General features: G+C 35.3%; 23 protein-coding genes and 1 other RNA gene. 19 read left to right on the top strand and 5 right to left on the bottom strand.

Annotated features, from left to right (window positions below; genetic code table 11):
* Position 1: 1 nt before the first annotated feature.
* The 8 genes from bshC to IV494_RS10985 all read left to right on the top strand — a co-directional run bounded on the left by bshC (position 2) and on the right by IV494_RS10985 (position 9,662).
* Positions 2 to 1,588: a bacillithiol biosynthesis cysteine-adding enzyme BshC gene (bshC, locus tag IV494_RS11020; protein ID WP_196080199.1), complete on the top strand. Its 1,587-nt coding sequence runs from the start codon at positions 2 to 4 to the stop codon at positions 1,586 to 1,588.
* 38 nt (positions 1,589 to 1,626) lie between these two features.
* A complete protein-coding gene (locus IV494_RS11015; RefSeq protein WP_196080198.1) occupies positions 1,627 to 3,600 on the top strand; it encodes a LysM peptidoglycan-binding domain-containing protein in 1,974 nt (657 codons plus the stop codon).
* Between the two features lie 115 nt (positions 3,601 to 3,715).
* Entirely contained in the window at positions 3,716 to 4,591 is an 876-nt protein-coding gene (gene fabD, locus IV494_RS11010) for an ACP S-malonyltransferase (protein WP_196080197.1), read from the top strand.
* 3 nt (positions 4,592 to 4,594) lie between these two features.
* Positions 4,595 to 5,500, top strand: a complete 906-nt coding sequence (locus tag IV494_RS11005; RefSeq protein WP_196080196.1) for a GYDIA family GHMP kinase — start codon at positions 4,595 to 4,597, stop codon at positions 5,498 to 5,500.
* Between the two features lie 127 nt (positions 5,501 to 5,627).
* Positions 5,628 to 7,232: a phosphoenolpyruvate carboxykinase (ATP) gene (gene pckA, locus IV494_RS11000; protein ID WP_196080195.1), complete on the top strand. Its 1,605-nt coding sequence runs from the start codon at positions 5,628 to 5,630 to the stop codon at positions 7,230 to 7,232.
* A 253-nt stretch (positions 7,233 to 7,485) separates the two neighbouring features.
* Positions 7,486 to 8,295 (top strand): M48 family metallopeptidase, encoded by an 810-nt coding sequence (locus tag IV494_RS10995; RefSeq protein ID WP_196080194.1) that lies wholly within the window; start codon positions 7,486 to 7,488, stop codon positions 8,293 to 8,295.
* A gap of 410 nt (positions 8,296 to 8,705) precedes the next feature.
* Positions 8,706 to 9,317: a hypothetical protein gene (locus tag IV494_RS10990; protein ID WP_230380110.1), complete on the top strand. Its 612-nt coding sequence runs from the start codon at positions 8,706 to 8,708 to the stop codon at positions 9,315 to 9,317.
* 159 nt (positions 9,318 to 9,476) lie between these two features.
* Positions 9,477 to 9,662, top strand: a complete 186-nt coding sequence (locus IV494_RS10985) for a GldL-related protein (protein ID WP_196080193.1) — start codon at positions 9,477 to 9,479, stop codon at positions 9,660 to 9,662.
* Between the two features lie 90 nt (positions 9,663 to 9,752).
* On the opposite strand, the gene ssrA is transcribed toward IV494_RS10985, so the two are convergent.
* Positions 9,753 to 10,151: a transfer-messenger RNA gene (gene ssrA / locus IV494_RS10980) on the bottom strand.
* A gap of 647 nt (positions 10,152 to 10,798) precedes the next feature.
* On the opposite strand from ssrA, the gene IV494_RS10975 reads away from it, so the two are divergent.
* The 3 genes from IV494_RS10975 to IV494_RS10965 all read left to right on the top strand — a co-directional run bounded on the left by IV494_RS10975 (position 10,799) and on the right by IV494_RS10965 (position 13,165).
* The gene (locus IV494_RS10975) at positions 10,799 to 11,596 is read left to right on the top strand and encodes a hypothetical protein (protein WP_196080192.1); all 798 of its coding nucleotides are present in this window, start codon (positions 10,799 to 10,801) and stop codon (positions 11,594 to 11,596) included.
* Positions 11,596 to 12,360 (top strand): carboxypeptidase-like regulatory domain-containing protein, encoded by a 765-nt coding sequence (locus tag IV494_RS10970; protein WP_196080191.1) that lies wholly within the window; start codon positions 11,596 to 11,598, stop codon positions 12,358 to 12,360. Before IV494_RS10975 ends, IV494_RS10970 begins: the two co-directional genes overlap by 1 nt.
* Before the next feature lie 73 nt (positions 12,361 to 12,433).
* Positions 12,434 to 13,165, top strand: coding sequence for an SIMPL domain-containing protein (locus tag IV494_RS10965; RefSeq protein WP_196080190.1), 732 nt, complete (start codon positions 12,434 to 12,436; stop codon positions 13,163 to 13,165).
* 40 nt (positions 13,166 to 13,205) lie between these two features.
* Here the strand turns inward: IV494_RS10965 and IV494_RS10960 are convergent, their stop codons facing one another.
* Together IV494_RS10960 and IV494_RS10955 are read right to left on the bottom strand one after the other, a co-directional pair.
* Positions 13,206 to 13,718, bottom strand: a complete 513-nt coding sequence (locus IV494_RS10960; RefSeq protein WP_196080189.1) for a GNAT family N-acetyltransferase — start codon at positions 13,716 to 13,718, stop codon at positions 13,206 to 13,208.
* Positions 13,715 to 13,936, bottom strand: coding sequence for a PspC family transcriptional regulator (locus IV494_RS10955; protein ID WP_039349501.1), 222 nt, complete (start codon positions 13,934 to 13,936; stop codon positions 13,715 to 13,717). Before IV494_RS10955 ends, IV494_RS10960 begins: the two co-directional genes overlap by 4 nt.
* 155 nt (positions 13,937 to 14,091) lie before the next feature.
* Here IV494_RS10955 and IV494_RS10950 point away from each other — a divergent pair, with 155 nt between their 5' ends.
* From IV494_RS10950 to IV494_RS10915, 8 genes are all read left to right on the top strand, one after another.
* The gene (locus IV494_RS10950) at positions 14,092 to 14,709 is read left to right on the top strand and encodes a hypothetical protein (RefSeq protein ID WP_196080188.1); all 618 of its coding nucleotides are present in this window, start codon (positions 14,092 to 14,094) and stop codon (positions 14,707 to 14,709) included.
* A 91-nt stretch (positions 14,710 to 14,800) separates the two neighbouring features.
* Complete coding sequence (locus IV494_RS10945; RefSeq protein ID WP_196080187.1) at positions 14,801 to 15,250, top strand: hypothetical protein; 450 nt, start codon at positions 14,801 to 14,803, stop codon at positions 15,248 to 15,250.
* Positions 15,251 to 15,252: 2 nt separating this feature from the next.
* Entirely contained in the window at positions 15,253 to 15,543 is a 291-nt protein-coding gene (locus IV494_RS10940) for a winged helix-turn-helix domain-containing protein (protein WP_039349498.1), read from the top strand.
* Between the two features lie 75 nt (positions 15,544 to 15,618).
* Entirely contained in the window at positions 15,619 to 16,998 is a 1,380-nt protein-coding gene (locus tag IV494_RS10935) for a DUF4153 domain-containing protein (RefSeq protein WP_196080186.1), read from the top strand.
* A gap of 1 nt (position 16,999) precedes the next feature.
* Positions 17,000 to 17,527 carry a hypothetical protein gene (locus IV494_RS10930; protein ID WP_196080185.1) on the top strand — a complete coding sequence of 176 codons (528 nt, stop codon included), beginning with the start codon at positions 17,000 to 17,002 and terminating at the stop codon, positions 17,525 to 17,527.
* A gap of 99 nt (positions 17,528 to 17,626) precedes the next feature.
* Positions 17,627 to 18,130, top strand: a complete 504-nt coding sequence (locus tag IV494_RS10925; protein WP_196080184.1) for a hypothetical protein — start codon at positions 17,627 to 17,629, stop codon at positions 18,128 to 18,130.
* A gap of 200 nt (positions 18,131 to 18,330) precedes the next feature.
* The gene (locus IV494_RS10920; RefSeq protein ID WP_230380106.1) at positions 18,331 to 18,588 is read left to right on the top strand and encodes a hypothetical protein; all 258 of its coding nucleotides are present in this window, start codon (positions 18,331 to 18,333) and stop codon (positions 18,586 to 18,588) included.
* Between the two features lie 387 nt (positions 18,589 to 18,975).
* Positions 18,976 to 19,692, top strand: coding sequence for an AAA family ATPase (locus IV494_RS10915; RefSeq protein ID WP_196080183.1), 717 nt, complete (start codon positions 18,976 to 18,978; stop codon positions 19,690 to 19,692).
* An 85-nt stretch (positions 19,693 to 19,777) separates the two neighbouring features.
* On the opposite strand, the gene IV494_RS10910 is transcribed toward IV494_RS10915, so the two are convergent.
* Positions 19,778 to 20,578 (bottom strand): alpha/beta hydrolase, encoded by an 801-nt coding sequence (locus tag IV494_RS10910; RefSeq protein WP_196080182.1) that lies wholly within the window; start codon positions 20,576 to 20,578, stop codon positions 19,778 to 19,780.
* 171 nt (positions 20,579 to 20,749) lie between these two features.
* Positions 20,750 to 22,822 (bottom strand): protein-disulfide reductase DsbD family protein, encoded by a 2,073-nt coding sequence (locus IV494_RS10905; RefSeq protein ID WP_196080181.1) that lies wholly within the window; start codon positions 22,820 to 22,822, stop codon positions 20,750 to 20,752.
* Between the last annotated feature and the right edge of the window lie 9 nt (positions 22,823 to 22,831).

Here is a 22,831-nt window from a genome sequence, read left to right as displayed (position 1 = left end):
TTTGAAAAAAATTGCAAACATTCCCTTTTTAGCTATTGAAAGTATTCCCGTACTCATCAAAGATTTTCTCTTGCAGAAAATCCCCGGTTTTGAACAAAGTACTTTTGATTTGAAAAATATTGAAAATCAGTTTCAATTAAAGGAAGAGTCATTTTCCTCAGATAATAGAAAGGTTCTTTCAGATGTTTTACACCAACAACATTCAGGATCTCAGTTATCTGAAAAACAGGAATTGAATTTAAAATTAATTCAGGAAGAAAATACTTTTACCGTGACAACCGGTCATCAGTTGAACCTTTTTTCCGGTCCCGTTTTCTTTATTTATAAAATTTTGCAAACCATCAAACTGGCAGATTTTTTAAATGAAAGATTTCCGAACAGAAAAACGGTTCCAATTTTTTGGATGGCTTCTGAAGATCATGATTTTGAAGAGATCAACCATTTTAAGACGGAAAATCATTACTATGAAACGCAGGCAAAGTCCGGCGGCGTTGTAGGAAATATAGTTTTTGAAGACGATTTCTTTATTTCGGAATTTGAGAATGAATTCAAAGATTCTGTTTTTGGAACAGAACTGATCCTGCTTCTAAAAAGAGCTTACAAAAAAGGAAATACCCTTTCTCAGGCAACAAGGATTCTGGTACAGGAGCTATTTGCAGAGTACGGTTTGCTCATTATTGATGGCGATAATAAGTTATTAAAGACTGAAATGAAATCGATTTTTAAGACCGAATTGCTTCAACAGGATTTAATTAAAGCGACGAAAGAAACTGTTGCATATTTAACAGAGCAATATGGAAAAGTTCAGGTTAATCCGCGCGAAATTAATTTATTTTACCTCAGAGAAACCCGAAATAGAATTGAATTAGTTGACGGCCAGTTTCACATTGTTGACACAGAAATTTCTTTCACAAAAGCAGTGATTCTAGCCGAACTGGAAAATCATCCGGAAAGATTTAGTCCGAACGCTTTGATGCGACCGGTTTATCAGGAAACGATCCTTCCCAATCTTGCCTATATTGGTGGAAATGCGGAAATTATGTACTGGTTAGAATTAAAAAACTATTTTTCAAAGATCGAAACTCCTTTTCCGATTTTGATACCGAGAAATTCGATGCTTTTTTTAGCTGAGAAAACTTTAGATAAAACGAAGAACTTCGGTTTAGAAATTAAAGACTTCTTCCGGAATTTTGCAAGCGTGACGAATGAAATTCTTTTAGAGAACAATCAAATTCTTCCACTCTTAAATAAAGATGAAACTTTTCTCGAAAAGCATTTTGAGGATTTGGCTGAAAGTGCGAGTTTAACAGATAAAACTTTTAGAAATTTGGTTCAGGCAGAAAAAACGCGGCAGTTGAAATCATTTGACCGAATGAAAAAAAGATTGCTGCGCGCTGAAAAGATCAAACAAAATGAAAAACTGGAAAGGCTGGAAAATTTATTTTTAAAAATTCATCCCGGCAAAACATGGCAGGAAAGATCTTATAATTTTTCGGTTTTCTATGCAGATTTCGGAAAGGAATGGCTTCAAAATTGTTATGATGGAATCGACGTTCAAAATTCGGAATTAATTATTTTTACCATTTAATTTTAAAGCGCTATTTTTGTAATTATTTACTATAAAACATGATCAAAAAACTTTTCATATTCTCCAGTTTAATCGCTTTATCAGCGGTCTATGCTCAAAAAACGCATACCGTAGTAAAGGGCGATAATCCCTATAATATTTCTAAGAAATATGGCATGACCATGGATGAATTGGTGATACTAAATCCAAAAGTAAAAGGGGGAAATCTGGCGCTGGGCGAAGTTTTGATCATCAGTAAAAGTGGTAAGACTGAAAAAGCAGCCTCAACAGAAAAAACGGTTTCGTCTCCTGCTCCTGTATCTGGGAAATTAGGGAAGATCGTTCTTCAGCCGAAACAGACCATCTACGGAATTACGAAACAATATCAAATTTCAGAAACGGAATTAAGAAGACTTAATCCAGAACTTGATTCGCACATGAAGATTGGTGATGAAGTAGTTTTACCTTCAGAAAGTATCAAAAAATTTGGTGGTACTCAAGCTGTTGCTTCGACACCTGTAGAAGTGAAAACCGAAGTGGTCAAAAAATCTGAAACTCCGGTGAAAGCTGAAGTTTCTGTGGAAAAAGAAAAAATTGCTCCGGTTTCAAATGAAGATTCTTATGAAATTCAGGCGAAAGACAATTATTATAAATTAACGCGAAAGTTCAATCTCTCGCAAGCTGATCTTTTTGCACTGAACCCAGGTTTGGAAGGGAAAGGTTTACAGCCAGGCGAATTCATTAAGATAAAAGGAGGAAATAAAGCAGTTGTTGCCGTAGTTTCCAGTGAACCAAAAACGACTGAAGTTTCAGCGCCGGTTTCAACAAACACTTATTCTGATATTTCTTCTTCTGATGATTATGTGACTTATACGGTGGCAAACGGAGATACTGTTTTCGGTATTTTAAATAAATTCGGCATTACCCTGGACGATCTATTAACACTGAATCCGAATCTATCACAAGGTTTGAAATCAGGAATGGTTTTGAAAATAAAAAAGTTGGGTGCCGCGTACATTAAGAAATCTGGCGACATGTTGAATGTAGTTATAATGCTGCCTTTTGGTTTTGATACCAACGATTCAAAATACAGAGCCATGTCTCTCGATTTTCTTTCCGGTGCTAAACTGGCTATCGAAAGAAATGCAGCAAGAGGTCAGAAATTAGATATAAACGTGATCGATGCCGGAAACGAAGCCAGTTTCAAAAATTCTTTAGTTCAAATTAACGCGAAAAATACCGATCTAATTATTGGTCCATTTTTTAAGTCAAGCGTTTTACAGGTTTTGGACTATGTAAAAGACACGAAGATTCCTGTCGTTGCGCCTTTCGCAAATTCTGATGAGTTACTGAAATATGATAATTTGATCCTTGTTGAGACCAATGATGCGGTTTATTCAGACCGTATTGTAAAGGAAGTGAAAGATGTTTACTCCGATCAAAAAATATATATCGTTGCCGATGCTGACAAAAGCAAAGCGACTTATTTGAAAACCAGACTTGAAAAGGAATTAAAGAATTCTGCAGTTGTAATGGTAAATTCTTCGCAGGATATTCAGTTGGATAAAAATATGATGACGGGCAAAAGTGCTCCTGTAATTGCAATTTTGGTTGATGACAGCGATTCTGCCGGAGATGCTTTTGCAAATAAGATGATCGCTTTATCCAAAGAAGTTGAAAATTTAAAAGCCTTCAGCATGTCTTATTCTCCAGTTTTTGAGAAGAAGGTAGATGAACTCAGTCAGGCGAATCTCGTGTATTTGATGGATAGAAAGATCAACACTGATGGTGATTTTGAGAAAGAAATTTTAGCGGATTTTAAAAAGAAATACTGCAAAACTCCTTCTAAATATGCAGTGATTGGTTTTGATGTTGTAAATGATATGTTAAGCCGCGAAAATAAAAAGGGAGAAATTTTCAAACAGATGAATAAAGTGCAGACGCAGTTAGCCACAAAATTCGAATTTGAAAAAACCAAATCCGGCGCTTATGTCAACAAAGGATACCGCGTTGTGCGATTAGTTCCTAATTAAATTTTATCGAAGTAATGCTTTAAAATTTGCAGTAATTCCTACTAAATTAAGCATTCAGGGATCAGCGGAAAATTATTCTGTATCCCGAAAAATTAAACTGTTCTAAAAAATAGATATGAAAGCACTAGTATTTCCTGGGCAAGGTTCACAATTTGTGGGGATGGGAAAAGAATTATACGATTCCCGGAAAGATGTAAAAGATTTAATGGAATCAGCCAATGAAATTTTAGGTTTCGATATCGTTTCTCTAATGTTCAAAGGAACAGATGAAGATTTAAAGAAGACCGAAGTTACCCAACCTTCCATTTTTATCCATTCTGTTGCAGTTTTAAAAACAGTGAACGGTTTAGGAGCGGAAATGGTTGCCGGACATTCTTTAGGAGAATTTTCAGCTTTGGTAGCAAATGGCGTTTTGTCTTTCGAAGATGGTCTGCGATTGGTTTCTGCTCGTGCAAAAGCCATGCAGGAAGCTTGTGATGCTAATCCAAGTTCGATGGCAGCAATTTTGGGACTTCCTGATGAAAAAGTAGAAGAAATTTGTGCACAGATCGACGGAATTGTAGTTCCTGCAAATTATAACTGTCCCGGACAACTGGTTATTTCCGGCGAAACTACAGCTGTAGAAATGGCTTGTGAAAAATTGAAAGAAGCGGGTGCAAAACGAGCTTTGATGCTTCCTGTAAACGGTGCCTTTCATTCTCCTTTAATGCAACCGGCTCAGGAGAAATTATCGGCAGCAATACAAAATACCAAATTCCGGAAAGCGATGATCCCTGTTTATCAGAATATCACGACCACCGCAGTTTTGGATCCCGAAGAAATAAAGATGAATTTGATCAAGCAGTTGACCGGTCCCGTAAAATGGACACAATCTGTGCAGAATATGATCAAAGACGGTGCAACAAATTTCATTGAAGTTGGTCCTGGAAAAACTTTACAGGGTTTGATCAAAAAAATCAATTCCGAAGTGACCACTTCTTCAGCAAATTAAAAAATGGCGGGTAGAATTTTTTCACCGGGAAAATTATTGCTCACTTCAGAATATGTCGTTCTCGACGGCGCTTCAGCTCTTGCTATCCCAACAAAATGGGGGCAGGAGTTTTTTTTTGAGGAAATTGAGGATGGTGAATCTTTAATTTACTGGACTGCTCTTCATCAACATCAACCCTGGTTGGAAATTAAAATTGATTATAAAAAAGGAATAATTGTATCCACGAATATCCCTGATTCTGCCGAATTTATTTTAAAGGTTTTAATGAAAGTGAAAGAACTTTCAAAAGTGCAGTTTCAACAAAATTCTTCCTACGCTATAACGACCAACTTACAGTTTCCTTCTGATTTTGGGTTGGGAAGCAGCTCCACTTTAATGAATAATTTGGCACAGTGGGCAGAAATTGATTCTTTCGATCTTAACGAAACTTGCTTGGGTGGAAGTGGTTATGACATTGCGATTGCGCAGGAAAGATCTGCCATTGTCTACCAAAATTTACCGGAAAGAACAGTTCAGAAAGTTAAATTTAATCCATCTTTCAAAAAGGAGCTGATCTTCATTCATCTGAACCAAAAACAAAACAGCCGTGAAGGAATTGATCTTTACCGTTCCCGAAAAAAATCACCCGAACTAATAGAAGCATTTTCCCAAATAACCCGTGATGTTCTTGATGCTCAAAATTTAGAAGATTTTTCACATTTAATGAATCTTCACGAAAAAAAACTAAGTTTTTTCCTCGGTATTGAAACGGTGAGCGAAAAATATTTCGAAAACTGTCCTTCCTTTGTAAAAAGTCTGGGAGCGTGGGGCGGAGATTTTGTGATGAGTTCTAAATTTGCAGGTTTTGAGGACTATTTTAAGGGAAAGGGTTTTTCTTCGATCTTTTCTTACGAAGATTTAATTGCTTAACATTCAGTCTTTTATCAATTTAAAATTTTCTTGCAGATTCTGACTAATATCAGTAATTTTAAAACATCAATACTTTTAAATAATAGTAAATTTGCTTTTAGAATAAAATTAGAAATATAAAGACGTTATGAAGAACATTAAAATCATTCAACAACTCCATGATTTAGGAATTACCGGTTACGAAGAAGTTTCTTACAACCCAACTTACGAAGAATTGTTTACTGCAGAAATGTCCAGTAAAAATGTAGGTTTTGAAAAAGGTGCCGTAACAGAATCTGGTGCTGTAGCAGTAAAAACGGGCGTATTTACAGGCAGATCGCCAAAAGACCGTTATATTGTGCAGGATGATGTGAGTAGAGATACTATTTTTTGGGACGGTAAAGTAAATTTGCCAACTACAGCCGAGATTTTCGAAAGTTGTAAAAAAGTGGTGTTGAAGCAATTGTCTTCGTCTAAAAAAATATATGTTGTTGATTCTTTCTGTGGAACAAATCCTGACACCCGACTGAAAGTTCGTTTTATTATGGAAGTTGCGTGGCAAGCGCATTTTGTTACCAATATGTTTATCCGTCCTTCTAGTTTTGAATTAGAAAATTATGGCGAACCCGATTTTATTGTAATGAATGGTTCAAAAACCGTTAATCCAAACTGGAAAGAACAGGGATTGAATTCTGAAAATTTTGTGATGTTTAATTTAACTCAGAAAATGCAGATCATCGGTGGAACCTGGTACGGTGGAGAAATGAAGAAAGGAATGTTCTCAATGATGAATTATTACCTTCCTTTAAAAGGAATGGCTTCTATGCACTGTTCAGCAAACGTAGGTGAAGAAGGAGATGTTGCTTTATTTTTCGGTTTATCAGGAACAGGAAAAACAACGCTTTCTGCAGATCCAAAAAGATATTTAATTGGTGATGATGAGCACGGTTGGGATGACAATGGCGTTTTCAATTTTGAAGGCGGTTGTTATGCAAAAGTGATCGATCTTACAGAAGAAAAAGAACCGGATATTTTCAAAGCGATCAGAAGAGATTCACTGTTAGAAAATGTAGTCGTGAACGAGTACGGTGAAGCAGATTACACCGATAATTCAATCACAGAAAATACCAGAGTTTCGTATCCAATTTATCACATGAGTAAAATTGTTTTGCCTTCAAAGGCAGGACATGCCAGCAAAATTGTTTATTTATCAGCAGATGCATTTGGAGTTTTGCCTCCAGTTTCTTTGTTGAATGAAGATCAGGCTCAATATCACTTCCTTTGCGGTTATACTTCAAAATTAGCCGGAACAGAAAGAGGAATTACCGAACCACAACCATCATTTTCCCCAGCTTTTGGTGAAGCGTTCTTATCATTACACCCTACAATGTATTCAAAAACATTAATTGGAAAAATGAAAGAACATGGCGCGAAAGCATATTTGGTAAACACCGGTTGGAACGGAACAGGAAAACGAATTTCTTTGAAAGATACACGTGCGATCATTGATGCGATCATCGACGGATCAATTGATACTGCAGAGAAAATTACAATTCCTGTAATGAATTTAGAGATCCCAACAGCATTGCCAAATGTTTCGGAAGGAATTCTGGATCCAAGATCAACTTATGCAAACGCTTCTGATTGGGAAGTAAAAGCAAAAGATCTGGCGGCGAGATACATTAAGAATTTTGAGCAGTATTGTGATAATGACGAAGCTAAAAAATTAGTTGCAGCAGGACCACAATTGTAAAAGTTATTCACTTTAAAATATAGATTCCTTCAGTTTTTGCTGAGGGAATTTTTTGTTTAAATCTTTTTAGGTAAAATTCTCACAAAAATAAAAGTTAGTGTTCCTGTAAAAGTCAAGAGGCCAGTTAAGTATAGATTTTATTCAACTGTAAACGGCAAAGTTTAACATTAAGTTTTCGCAACAGTCTATCATTCGGTCAAAAATTCAATAATTTTTCCTATTTTTATTGGAAGTTAAATTATAAAAAAATCATATGAAAAAAATTTTATCTACTGTATTTTTAGTTGCAGCAACTTTAAGTGTAAGTGCTCAGATCAATCTGGGAAAAATGACTAAAGCTGCTTCAAAAGGAGTAAGTGCACTTTCATTTTCCAATGCCGATGCGCAAAAATTAGCGAAAGAAGGAGTTGCCTACATGGACACTCATAATAAAGTGGCGGGAGCGAAAGATCCTTACTCCATCCGCTTGAAAAAGTTATTCGCAAAACATCAAAATGAAGATGGTCTTCCTTTAAATTACAAAGTATATTTAGTTTCAGATATCAACGCTTTTGCTTGTGCTGATGGAAGTGTAAGGGTATTTTCTTCCCTTATGGATATCATGACTGACGACGAATTGTTGGCGATCATTGGTCACGAAATTGGTCACGTAAAAAATGAAGATTCGAAAGATGCTGTGAAGAGCGCTTATCTTCGTGCCGCTGCGATGGATGCTGCTTCTGCATCATCTGGAAAAATTGAAGCCTTGACTCAAAGCCAGTTGGGTGAATTTGCCAACAGTATTTTAGATGCTAAACACAGCAAGAAACAAGAAAGTCAGGCGGATGATTATTCTTATGACTTTATGAAAAAGCATGGCTATAACGTAGTTGGAGCTTATACTGCTTTCAAAAAATTAGCTTTATTGGGTGGAAGCGCAAAAGCTACTTCTTTCCAAAAAATGATGAGCTCGCATCCTGATAGCGAAAAAAGAGCGCAGAATATCAAAAAAAGAGCAGAAAAAGACGGTGTTTGGAAAGATCCAGGCGAAGTGACGTTGCCAACAACTAAATTGAAGAAATAAGTTTTTTATTTATCGAGATCTATGTCCCTCAACTTTGTTGGGGGATTTTTTTCTCTAATTTTTTCTACACAACTTTAATTTTATTACGAGATAAAATTGTGAATAATGTATGAATGATAGAAAATAAACTTTTATTCTGATAAAAGTTTAACCAAATTCTCAAATTTTAAAACCTGTCGATTTATTTCCTACATTGTAGAATAAAAAAAATTGTGACCTTGGATCAGTCGAAGAGGTTAAAAGGAAATAGAACATTATCTTTGATTAATTAGATTCTGTGAAGGATGGATGAGGTTTTTAATTATAGAAGAACACTTTACCAGTTACAAAATCGAAATAATTGAGGTGAATCGAATTATTTTAATCTTCCAGATTGCCACGTTTTCTTTCAGATGATTTTAAAATAAAAATTGATAGATCTTAAAAAAATGTTGTGGTATTACGTTTTAGTTTTCTTCGGAGCGTTGTTATTTGATATTGTTCCCTTTCCGTTTCCACCGGCCTTCACAGTGATGGTCTTTTTCCAGATCCTGTTTGGACTGAATGTTTGGGCGGTCATTGTAGTTGGTGTTTCAGGTTCAGTTTTGGGACGATATATTCTGCTGCTTTATTCGCCCGCAATCGCAAAAAAATATCTGAAAACTTCCAAGAATAAAGACATTCAATTCCTGGGAGAAAAATTGAATGAAAATAAATGGAAAGGGCAACTTTTCATTCTGGCTTATTCTTTATTACCACTTCCGACAACGCCACTTTTTTTGGGAGCCGGCATTTCTAAGATAAAACCAATCTACATCATTCCTGCTTTTATTGTCGGAAAATTTGCGAGCGACACTTTTGCTTTACATTTGGGAAAATATGCCTCGGAAAATATTCAAATGATCATCGATAATACGTTTTCCTGGCAATCTGTTTCAAGTTTGGTTTTGAGTTTAGTGCTTTTGTTTTTTCTATTCTTTATCGACTGGCGAACTTTAATTCAAAAAAAGAAAGTAATGCTCAATTTCAAAATTTGGAAATAGATGCGTTTATTTACATCAATTTTAGGCCTAGAAAATATGAACAATTTACTTATCTTTGAGTTGTTTTAAAAAGGAAACTGAGCTTAGATTCAAAGACTATAAATTATAAGTTTCACTGAAATTAACGCTAAAATTCAATAACAAATAAAATTCGCAACTTTGAAAAAAATACACATTGTCTTAATTTTCGCACTAGGATTGATCCTTAATCTTATTGGCGCATTATTTAAAATTACGCACTGGGAAAATGGTAATATCCTGCTAGCAGTTGGATTAAGTTTGCAGCTGATCGCGGTTGTATTATTTTTATACAAACTCTTTACTTCCCCGCGATTTAAAAATTAATGATTCGGCGAAAAATCTTTTGTGAATAGAAAAAGAATACGTGCTAAAATATAAATAGCCCACTGAGAAACAGCGGGTTATTTTATTAAAATGTGGAGTTGGAGGGATTCGAACCCTCGTCCAAACAAGCAACACATAAGACTTCTACATGCTTATTCTGCAGTTAATTTTCGATTGCAAACAGAGCACAGACACCCAACTTACAACTTATCTTCTGAAATTTTCGTGAATTAGCCGAAGCAACTAAAACCTTATTTCCGCATTGCTATACCCCAGGATCAGACGTCGCGAAACAGAACTTCTGTGGGATATCTTACCTCCTTACTATCTTCAGGAGAGCGCTGAATCCTACTGTAATTCGGATTAAGCTGCAAGAGCAAACTCTTGGTCGCCAGTTAAAATTTTGTGACAAGGGATTAAAGAGATCGCGTCACGGTTCTCTGCATGCAATCTTACCCATTGATCTTGCTGTCGAAACCAGTCAACCCCAATTTTGTAAGACCACAAAGATAAACAAATAATTTTCAGAAATAAAATTCATTTTCAAACTGAGCGAAGTCGAAGTTTGGGCGTAACCTTCATTCCGCACCCTAAATTTTTCTCCAAAGCAGAGGGACTTTCCAGCGAAATTCAGGTCGGGCTGTACGTTGCAATCTTTTTTGGGGAATTGAGCGCTCGCTTCGCTCGCGCCCAATTCCCCAAAAAAGGATTTCCACTGCCATCCCTTACGCAAGACTCAGTTTTTTATAGAAATTTAGAAAAATTATTAAAGAAATTCGCTCCCAAAATCCTTTTTAAAACTAATTGGATTCTACGCAAAACCCTGTCACGGTTCGAAACCGTGACAGGGTTGATCCGATTTTCATCGCTTTTCATTTCCTAAGTCAAATGTCTTTTAGTCTTTCAGAAATAGCGTTATAAGGAAATCTTTGTCTCTTAGTTAATGGGAGATTAAAAAAAATCTATCCAACAAGCAGCCACGTAAAACGCAATCATTAAAAACCTTAACAAAAAACAAAATCTAAAATTCAAAAAAAATCACAAAACCCCTTAAAACCGGTTAAAATTAACTTCAATAATGCTCAAATCATTAAACAAGTGTTTTATAAAATTACTTTTACTTCAAATAAAACTGCATGAAAACAAAACTACTCTTTCTCTTCTTTTTTGTAAGTTCAATTTCCGCCTTTTCGCAGGAATATATTTTCGGAAAAGTGTCTTCTGAGTTTGGGAATGATTTACAGGAAGTCACCATTCTCAACGTAAGAACTGACGAAAAAGCCTTCACCGACAAACACGGAAATTACATGATCGCTGCAAAATCTTTCGATGAATTGCGCTTTGTAAAAAGTGGTTACGACAGAAATTCAGTGAAAGTTTCTTCTCAAAACTATTCTCAGCCACTGAATATATCGCTTTTGAAAACTCCTTATCTCATCCCGGAAGTAGAGCTCGCTTTCCATGCGACAGGGAATTTGAGAAAAGATATCAAAAATTTAGAATCTCCAAAAAGAGTAGTTGCACTAAATTCGAGCATGAGATCCTATATGAAAAGTCCGTTAACCGAAGTTTTCCCGAAACTTTCTACACCATCCGCATTTGCGGCACCGAATTATAATGCAGGACAAGTCAATATTTTAGGAATTGCTTCTGCGTTATCAGGGTTATTGGGCAAAGTGAAAAATCCTGCGCCTACTACCGCGTCTTATGCAGAAACCCAGGATTTTTATCGCTGGATAAAAAATACTTTAGATTTAAGTTTTTACACCGCTCGAGGTTTTGACGAAGAAGAAATTGACCGCTTTTTAATTTATGCGGATGCATCTTATTCTTTAGCCAAAAAATACCGCAAAACTTTAGATGTTTCTTCAATCAGTTCAGATATGAAAATGGCTTATAGTGAATATATAAAAACACACAAAATTGGTTCTTGATGTTTAGAGTTTTTATAGTGTTGCTATTATCTATCTCCACAATCGCTTTTGCGCAAAAAATTTCTGGTGTTGTAACCGATGAAGATCAAAATCCGCTAGCTGCGGTGATGGTTTTTAATCTGCAAACCGAACAAAAATCTTACACGAATCTCAGTGGTGAATTTACCATTGAAGCTTCTGCAAATAACGAACTTAGATTTGTAAGGCAGGGTTTTGACCGAAATGCAAAAATTATTAATGAGGGAGATTTTACGAGACCTTTCACGATTTCAATCGTAAGAACGGCTCAAGAGATCGAAGAAGTGCAAGTTTCTAAATTCAGGTTGACCGGCGACCTGAATACGGACTCCTGGAATTTAACCAAAATAGATCGGTCTGCGCAGGTTCAGCAAGCAGTCGGCGTTCCAGGACCACCCGAAAAACCTCGGGAAACTCCACCTCCGACTTTAGAAAAAGCTGGTATAATCAAATACGCATTGAGTAATTTAAATTTCAACACTTTATATAAAAATATTTCTGGTGATGGTCGAAGAATGCGGTCTTTATACAAATATGAAGATCTTCAGGATAACATTGCGTGGATCAGAGAAAGAGTGGGTGATGATTACTTCATAAAGATGGAGATTCCGCCAGATAAAATTTCTGAATTTCTTCAGTTTTCAATGGGTTTAAAACCAGACATCAATCGGTGGATCAGAGCTAAAAATTTGTCCAGAGTTCTTTTTGATCTGGAAGAAACATTGCCCAAATATCTTCATCGGTAATTGGAAGACTTTATTTTTTACTCAATTTTTTCGCTATCTTTAATGTCTATTATTAAATTAAAAAAACACCTTCATGAACAGAAATCTCATTGGGATCGCAATTGCTGCAGTTGGATTCGTTATCGGACTAGCCTTTTTAGGCAGCGCCATCAAAAATAGAAACAAAGCAGACAATACCATTTCGGTCACTGGATTAGGATCCAATAAATTTACCTCTGATCTTATCGCCTGGAGTGGAAATTTTTCCCGAAATAGTTTTGAACTCAAATCCGCGTATGACGAATTGGCGAATGATAAAAAAGTAATTGAAAATTATTTAATTTCCAAAGGAATTGCAAAAGATCAGATGGTTTTTTCTGCCGTAGATATTCAAAAACAAATTAATTACGGAACAGACGCAAACGGAAGGAGCACTCAAACTTTTGCAGGTTATCAGCTTTCCCAAAAAGTTTCTATCGACAGCAAAGACGTCGCAAAAGTCGAAAACCTTTCAAGAAATATTACAGAGATCATCAATCTCGGAATTGAGTTTACATCCTCACCACCCAATTATTTCTACACTAAACTGGGAAGTGTAAAACAGCAAATGATTGCCGATGCCACGAAAGATGCAAAACAACGCGCTGAAAAAATTGCAGAAAACTCCGGTGCAAAATTGGGAAATCTTAAAAAAGCCACGATGGGTGTTACTCAGATTACCGCACCAAATTCCACAGAAGAATACTCCTACGGTGGAACATTTAATACTTCATCCAAAGACAAAGAAGCGAGTATTACGATTAAATTGGAATATGAGGTGAATTAAAAAGTCAATTTGTCACAAAGAAAATTTTTGACAAAGTTTTTTATGCTCCATAAACTTTAGAATGCAACTCCTCCACAATTCCTTTTACTTCTTTCACCAAGAAATTACTCAACAAATACAATTTGATTGGATCTTTTCCTGCACCATAACTCGGCTGCACATAATTTTCAGAGATAACAGAAAAACCGTTTCGCAAATAAAAATTAATTCTCCTTTCTGCCATTTCACCTAAATGATTCGGTTCACATTCTAAAATGATATCGCCAAATTTCTCCTTTAATTCCCCCAGGATCTGAGAACCTAATTTTAAATTTCGAAACTCTTCCAAAACTTCGAAATGTTCCAAAAAATGAAATTCCTCTAATTTCCAGAGAATTAAATATCCAACAAAATCAATGTCATTTTTTACCGCAAAGATGAAACAGTCCGGATTTTCTATGAGTCCGAGAAACTGTTCTTTATCTCTGCGTTCATCTACAGGAAAAGTTTTTTCGTAAGCGGAATAGATCCGGGAGAGTTTCTTGCGCGTCTGCAATTCTTCAAACCAGATCATAAGTCAAAAACACTTGGTCTTCTCGTCACAAACATATCTTTGATCCACAACGTAAAAGCCAGTCCCAAATAGATCAGGAAAAAAACGCCTGCCGTTGCGAAAGTAGAGTAGATAAAAAATACACGCAGTTTAGACACGGGAATTCCCAGTTTTGCACCCATTCTTGTGAGCACACCAAACCATTGTTTTTCTAAGTTGTGTCGAAGATTATTGAACATTATTACAAATATTTATTCAAAGATAATTAATTTCAAACTTTAAAGTCCGCAGTTTTCTTACACAGAATTTAAAGTGAAAACATTTTTGAAATATTATAAAAAATAATACAGACTTATCAAAAAATAATATAACTTTGCAGTTCAAAGTACTTTTTATGGAGTCAAAAAATTTTCATGATGATCTTTCCCACATCCGAACGATGATGGAGCGAAGTTCCCGATTTATTTCACTCAGTGGACTTTCCGGAGTTTTCGCCGGCATGGCTGCTTTGATCGGAGCAACTTACGTTTATTTTCTTTTTCAACGAAACGGAATTGATTATTTTGCAGGAAGAAAAAATATTTTTCAACCGGAGCTGATTTGGCATTTGATCGCTGTAGGAATCGCAGTTTTAGTTATTGCCATTTTGTCGGGATATTTTTTTACCGCAAAAAAAAGCAAGGAAAAAAATATTAAGATCTGGGACAAAACAACGCAGCGACTTCTCGCTAATTTTGCACTTCCTTTATTCGTGGGTGGAATTTTCTGTGTAGCATTACTTTATCATCAATTGTATGTGTTGATTGCACCTGTAACTTTAATTTTTTACGGACTGGCTTTGGTGAGCGCAGAAAGATATACGTTGACCGATGTAAAATATTTGGGATTTTTGGAAATATTTTTAGGATTGATTTCCTTATTTTTTCTCGGTTGGGGATTGATTTTCTGGGCAGTTGGATTTGGAATTTTGCATATTGTTTATGGAATTGTGATGTATAAGAAGTATAAATAATATACTTGATGAGTTTTATCATATTCATTTTTATGATCGGAATTACTTTGATTTTTCCAGTCCTATATTATTTTAGGAAGAAGAAAATATTTTGTATTCTTTTTTTACTTTTTGGGGTTTTGTAATTTTGCTTTTTCTCATTTTATCTGTTGCAGAATTTATTAATAGCAAAGCAACCGTAGACAAAGATGATTTATATGGCAACTATATAATTGATAAAGAAATGTTTAAAGGTAAAAATGCGATTTGGCAATATCAACACTTTAGCTTTCTGATTACAAAAAATGATGAGTTTATTTTTTATGAATATTCGGATACTGGAAAAATTAAAAGCGTTCACAAAGGAGAAGTAGAGTTTGTAAACTATGCAAGTCCGCATTTAAGGATTTTAAATGCACAACCAGATAATCAAGTTAAAGAAAGCGAACCATTACTTGTGAGGAAAAAATGGGGATTTTATTATGTTTTCAAATCTCAAAAATTTGGAAATATGTTTTTCACTAAAAAAGAAAAGGGGATATTTAGAATGTTATTTAATTAAAAATGATCAACATTAACCAACTTAACAAAGAATTCGAAAGTCGGGTGCGATTAGGCATCATGTCGGTTTTGATGGTTAATGACTGGATCGATTTTACGGAAATGAAAAATCTTCTTGAAATTACAGATGGTAATTTAGCCAGTCACAGCAATGCGTTAGAAAAATCAAATTATATCGAAATAAAAAAAGAATTCGTCGGAAAAAAAACAAGAACCTCTTATCGTGTGACGAACTCTGGAAGAAAAGCTTTCGAAGACCATTTGAACGCCTTAGAAAAACTCATCGGAAAGTAAAACTCTTTTTTTTATCTTTTAACTTTGAAAAACAAAGTACTTTGAAATAAAATAATTAATATTAAAATCAAAACAATGAAAAAACACCACCTAATTTTGCTCACCACAGCATTATTTATCACGCTTTTCTACGGCGAAACAGCAATTGGAATTAATCTGGGAGTACTCGGAATTTCCTATTCGATTCTCCTGCTGGTCGAAACTCCAAAAAAGAACCATTCCCGAAATCTCCTGCTTCTTTTTGTCATCACCGTATTTTCCAGTTTTGCTTTTGCCTGGTTTGGCGATTTTATTTCCGGACTTGCTCTTTTTACATCTCTATTTCTATTCGCTTTAAAAGCAAAAAATCGAGAATTGAAATCGCTTCTTGTAATTCCACTTTTCATCGCAAATTTCATCACTTTTATTGGTAGATTTTTTAAGTTTGACGAGTGGTTTCCGAGGAAAAAAACGTCTGGAATGACGCAAAAGATCATTTCAGTTTTTGTAATTCCTTTCGTCTTTATCGCTATTTTCTTTGGAGTTTACTCTTTGGGAAGTGATCATTTTTCCAGCTTTTTTTCTAAGTGGGAATTTGATCTTAATCTTTGGGAATTTTTCTGGATCACTGTTTTAGGATTTTTTCTGGCCTTTACAGTTTGGAATTTCAAAATCTATCATTTGCTTTTCAGCTTTAATCATCAGCTTAAAAATGATTTTGTGAATGAGGATATTACGCAAAAACCCACGTATTCTTTTCTGGATCTTAATGCCGAAAGAAAAAGCGGAGTAGTTTCATTTATTGCTTTAAATCTGCTGCTTTTAATTTTTATTGTAACCTTTAATTATGAACAGTTTGTAGAGATCTCGAAAAATCCCAACCAACTTTCCGCCGAAACGCACGAAAGAGTAAACGCAGTAATTTTATCGATCATCCTGGCAATTTGCGTGATCATGTTTTATTTTAAAGGAAATTTTAATTTTGATATCGAATCAAAATCTTTAAAAATATTGGCAAAAATCTGGATCGTACTCAATGCCGTTTTAGTGATTTCTGCAGTGACAAAAAATTCTGAATACATTCTGAATTTCGGTTTAACCTATAAGAGACTTGGCGTTTATGCGTTCTTGATTTTAGCACTCATCGGTTTGATTCTTACTTTTTATAAGATTCACTTTAGAAAAACAAATGCATTTCTTTTTAATCAAATGTTTTGGTATTTTTATGGTACAATGTTAGTTTGTAGTTTCGTCAATTGGGGCGGAATTATTACCAGTCACAATATGGGCAGAAAAGATTTTGCTTTAAATTACCACCAAACCGCCATTGATTATAGTGAAAAACAATTGCTGGACTATGCAAAACAAACCAAAAATGAAACATTGCGGAAACAAATTCTATTAGAAATAGAACTTAAACGTGAAAACTCTTTCCTCTCAAAAACTTTATATTATGAAACAACTCCATCGAAATAAAATGAAAACAGTACTTGTTCTAATACCACTTCTGATCTTGTCATGTACAAAAAAAGAAGCGGTTATTTCCAGCTCATCAAAACAGGATTCCATGAAAACAACCAATCAGAACGAAGTAATAGATCCGGCTGATTATTTACCCAGAGTTGTAAATGTTCCCACAACCATTAAACCGAAAGAAATCTCAAAAACCTTCCGCGTCATCGACGGCGACAGCATCATTAAAACCATCAATGGCGACATGATTCCGCTCACCATCGACGATGAATTCAAGACAGATCGCCAGAAATTCATACTGAAGATCAAAAACTTTACCGGCAAAAATATGGTTGCAAAAGTCACCTCAAAAAATTCAGACATGAACATCCGCTTCAATCAGATCAAATTCGCGAACGGCACTTTCGATGGACCTTTTGGCAGTGATATTTCGACACCAATTGATAAACCTGGCGAAATCTGGTTGATCATCGGTAAAAATTTGATGGCCGACGGAAAGCCAACCGGGAAATTCTCCGTCAGTTTAAAATAGAAATTGAGCATTTTAACCGTTTTGCAATAGTTAATCTTATGTTAAACGGCTTGATTGGTCTGATTTCTGGATAAGAGGCTTTAATTAAATAATAAAATTATGAAAAATATATTTTTATCTGCAATCGTTGCCACTGCAACATTAGCGAGTTGTTCTACGGTTTCATCCATTTTACAGAATACTTTTCCCTATACGGCGACGGTTTTGGTGACTGCAGGTTCTCCCGCAAACGTTCAGCTGTCTAATATTTCCGTGGCGCAAAGCATCAATCAAATTACCGGTTCCGGTGCAAATGTGAAAGATATCCGCGTTACAAATGCCACGGTATCTGTAGATTCAAACAGCAGCATGGGAATGTTCAGTTCGGTGAAAATATATATTTCCAACGGTGGAAGCAACGAAACTTTAGCAGCCTCAAGAGAATCGATTCCTGATAATGTAGGAAGTTCACTTTCTCTGGATGTTAATTCTTCGCAAAAATTCGATCAAGTCATGAAAGCTGGGAATGTGCAGGCAAAAATGGTGTACGTTTTGAAAAAATCACCAACTTCCGATGTCTCTGTAAAAACTTCAATCGGATTTAACAGCGTTCCCGTAAACTAATTTAATTTCTGGGAGCAAGAAAATATTTATTGGTCTCCACGATTGTTTCCGGCTGTCCGTTGCAATCTTTTTGCTCAGGCAAAAAGGATTTCCACTTCCATCCGGGCTAGAATAAAGAACATTTTTTCTTATATTAAATAACCAGCACTAATTATTGCTTGTTATTTTTTTTAAATAAGATTATTCTCAAATTTGTACATTTGAGTAAATTATTGGTCATGGATCTATCAACCCGAAAACTTAATTTAATCACTTATCTTGCTCAACTTCAAGATGAAAATTCCTTTGGGAAAATTGAACAATATATTCTTCATAACCAGCAGTTAGAAAAAAAAGCAGACTTTAAACCATTTTCTATTGATGAGTTAGAAAGTAGCGTAAAAGAATCAGAACAGGATTACACCAGTGGAAAATTCATGAATCAAGATGAGCTGGAGCAAACTTCTGAAAAGTGGTAGATCATGAAAATAGTTTGGACAGATTTTGCAATACAAAATTTGAAATTAATTTTCGATTATTATGCTTTAAAAGCGAACAAAAAAATAGCTCATTCAATTTGAAAAGAAATTCTCTTTTCAACGAAACAATTAATTCATCATCCTGATTCTGGGCAAGTTGAATTAAATCTTCAGCACTTGCAAAAAAACTACAGATACTTAGTAGTTGGTACTTTTAAAGTGATCTATAGAAAGGAAGCGGAAATTATAATTATCAATGATATTTTTGACGCCAGACAAGATCCAATTAAAATGATTAGTAAAAAATAAATAAACTATTCCTGTTGACTTAAATCATCAATTAATTTCACATAACTTCCCTAAATTTGTACTTAGAAATTCGTACTTATGAATGTATTCGACCTTATCATTACCGACAAAGAAGTAGTTTCTCTGGAAGATGTTTTCTTGAATAAATACAATCACCAAAACATCGAGCAACTCATCAAAGAACATCAATATGTTGATGAACTCACCAAATACGGTTTGCCTATCAATAATAAAATTCTCCTGCAGGGACATTCCGGTTGCGGAAAAACCACGACGGCAAAAGCAATCGCACATGCCCTCGGAAAACCCATTCTCATTTTAAATCTGAGTAATATCGTAAGTTCCAGAATTGGAGAAACCAGCCAAAACCTCAAACAAATTTTTGATAAAGCAGCCCGCGAAAAAGCTGTACTTTTCTTAGATGAATTCGACCAGATCGGAAAAGAAAGAGGAAACGACGATAAAGATGTGGGCGAAATGCGACGATTGGTCAACACTATTATTCAGCTTATCGATTATTATCCAGCAAACGCTTTGCTCATCGCAGCAACGAACCATGCTGAAATTATCGATGTTGCAATAATGCGAAGATTTCAACTCCGAATTAATTTCGAAATGCCAACTTCAGAAATTTTAGATGCTTACTACGATAAACTTCTAATTCCATTTCCCACAGATCTGCAAAACTTCGAACGACAATACTTAATTTCCTTTGCAGAAGCGAAAGATTTTGCTTTCACAAAAATTAAATCTTTGCTAATAGCCAAATTAGAAAAAGAAGAAAAACCACTTTAGTAAAAAAAATAACCAACGAATCATCATTGGTTATTTTTATTTTCTGCGTAAAAGTCTATCATTTATCCATCTATTCTCTTTTCGTCTATTTCATCACCATCTTATTTATACTCGCCAGTATTTTAGCACTTTCATATTTCAAACCGTATAGATGTTCCCCACTGAATTCTATAAATTCTTTCGGTTCAGTTGCATTCGTAAAAACCGTCATTCCCTGTGCAAAAGGAACATCCTTGTCTTCTTTACTGTGAATAAATAGTTTAGGGATTTTAGTGACCAACTTTATATCTTCCTTCGCGGAGTAAGGCGAAACGAAACTGTTTTCTAAATAGGCTTTGTATTCCGGAGCGTAAACTGCCGCAATATCGCCAAATGAAGAGATCGTTCCTTCTAAAACCAATCCACTAATTTCAGTTTGGTGATCTTTTGCTAAATGCGCAGCGATCTGTGTTCCCATCGATGCACCATAAATAATTTTCTTCGTGTCTTTTATTCCGTCTTTTTTTGAAAGAAAGCTGAAGAACTTTTCTCCATCTTCTGCAATGTTTTTATGCGTTGGTATTCCTGTAGATTTTCCATAACCACGAAAATCAACCAGTACAACTTGAAAATTATCTTTCAACAAAGGCGTAATGATCGGTGCGTAAGAAGTTACGTTTCCTCCTGCGCCATGAAAATAAAATACCGTCGCTTTTGGTTTTGCATTAGGTTTCAAAATCACCGCATTGATGGTATCATTTTCCACTGCAAATTTTACATTTTCCACGTTTTTCCACTCGATCGGTTTCAGTACTTTTCCAGGATAATAAAATTTGTCATCCATTTGTGCGTTGATGAAAATGACTTTGGTAACAAGTAAAATAAGTAATAATAGTTTTGTCTTCATGTTGTTTATTTATAATGCGAAGATAAAGGGGTTGGTTTATTTTTCAAAAATAATAATACTCAACGGTAATTTTTAAATTCCGAATCGTTTTTTTTAGATAAGATCGCAAGTTTTGTACAAAAAAAATAACCGACAATCGCTGCCGGTTATTTTAATATCAAGACTTGAAGTCTATTTTTTATTTTTCTTGAAATAATCAATACCACATTCCAGGAATTTTTTGAAATCCTCTTTCGGCATATAACCGGAGATCGGAGTATTAATCACTTCTCCGTCTGGAGTCACCAAAACGTAATGCGGTTGCGAATTATTATTGAAATTAATTTGTTGAAACAAGCTCCATTTATCACCGATCGTTTTTACTTTTTTCTTTTGTCCATTTCCCATATCGATGGAGGTTTGCTCACTTTCAGGCAAAGCTTCTTTGTCATCAACGTAAAGAGAAGCAAGAACAATTTCGTTCTGTAAAATTGGTAAAATATCGGGTTCGCTCCAGACGAATTCTTCCATTTTACGGCAGTTTTCACAACCGTATCCTGTAAAGTCAATCAAAACTGGTTTGTTTTCTTTCTTCGCAAGTTCGATTGCTTTGAAATAATCATGTTCCGGATGCATTCCTAAAATCCCGTCTTTTTCATCATGAAGATAACTCACATTGATCGGAGGTAAGATTCCACTTAAATATTGTAGTTTCGGTCTTTCTCCTGGAAATAATCCCTGAATTAGATAAATGATAAATCCAATTCCTAACACTCCAATAACTTTTCTCGTTGTAGAAATTTTTGCTTTTTTATCATCATGTGGAAATCTAATTTTTCCAAACAGATAAAGAACTAATCCGATTGAAATTAAGATCCAGATTGCGATAAACAATTCTCTTTTAAGGAAAAATGTTTTAGAAACGAGATCTGCTTTTGATAAGAATTTCAAAGCCAAACCTAATTCGATGAAACCTAAGAAAACTTTCACCGTATTCATCCAGCCGCCAGATTTTGGTAAACTTTGCAACGCTTGCGGAAACAACGCTAACAATCCGAAAACGATCGCCCAGCTTAATCCAAATCCTGCCAAAGCAAACGTCAATAACATTGGAATATCGGCCGAACCTGTAAGAGAACTTCCTAATAAACTTCCTAAAATTGGACCGGTACAGGAAAATGACACGATGACCAAAGTTAAAGCCATAAAGAAGATCCCTATAATTCCACCCGCGTCTTCTGCTTTCGAAGATTTATTTGCAATGGAACTTGGCAACGTGATATCGTAGTAACCGAAGAAACTTCCGGCAAAAAATATAAAAATGATGAAGAATACAACATTCAGCCAAACGCTCGTCGAAATTTGGTTGAAAACATTTCCTGCAATTCCATCGATAATGTGGAATGGAACGCTTAATAATACAAAGATCAAGAAGATGAAAAAGCCGTAGATAAATGCATCTCTTTTTCCTTTCGCTTTGTCTTTTGATCCTTTTGTAAAGAACGAAACCGTTAAAGGAATCATCGGAAATACGCATGGAGTCAACAATGCGATCAACCCGCCGAAAAATCCTAATAATAAATACGTCCAGAAATTCTCAGAATTTTTTTCCTGTACAATTCCGCAATCCGTTTCCGGATGCATAAAATCGATGGAAGCTACTTTCAAACCTTCCTGTTTTGCAGCAATCGGAGTTCCGACTGCACTTTCGGGAGTTTTTGTCGCGAGAATACTGTCGGCATTTTCCGCTGCAATTGGTGCAACAACGTTTTCTTCTGTTGGAGTTTCTTTCACTGCAGTCGCAGTTGGACTGACTTTTTGATCAAATTCTAAAGTATTTGGCGCCAGACAAACGCGGTCGTTACAGGTTTGATAGGTGATTTCTGCAGAAACAGTTGCCGGTTTTGCACCATTCTTCAATTTAAATTTTTGCTTAAACTGAACTAGATCTGAATAGTAAACGATCTGCGCGCCGAAAGCTTCAGAAAATTCATCGTGTTTTTTACCAACTTCGATAACCTTTCCGATGAGGTCAACTCCTTCTTTGGAAGTCAGTTTCATTTGGGTCGGAATCCCTGAATCTGCCGGTAGATCCTGAGAATAAATGTGCCATTTAGGTTCAATCGTCGCAGTTAAGACTGCCTCGTATTCATTGTTCGGCAGCGAATTGATATTGTATCTGAATTTGACGGGATCTTTAATTTGTGCCGTAATTCCCTGAAAAAGGAAAAGGACAATTAGAATAAACCAATTTTTAAATTTCATTTTTTACTT

The sequence above is a fragment of the Kaistella gelatinilytica genome, from assembly GCF_015679325.1.
GTDB classification, from domain to species: Bacteria; Bacteroidota; Bacteroidia; order Flavobacteriales; family Weeksellaceae; genus Kaistella; species Kaistella gelatinilytica.
Note: the sequence above shows the minus strand (reverse complement) of the source record. Positions and strands in the feature narration are given on the sequence as shown.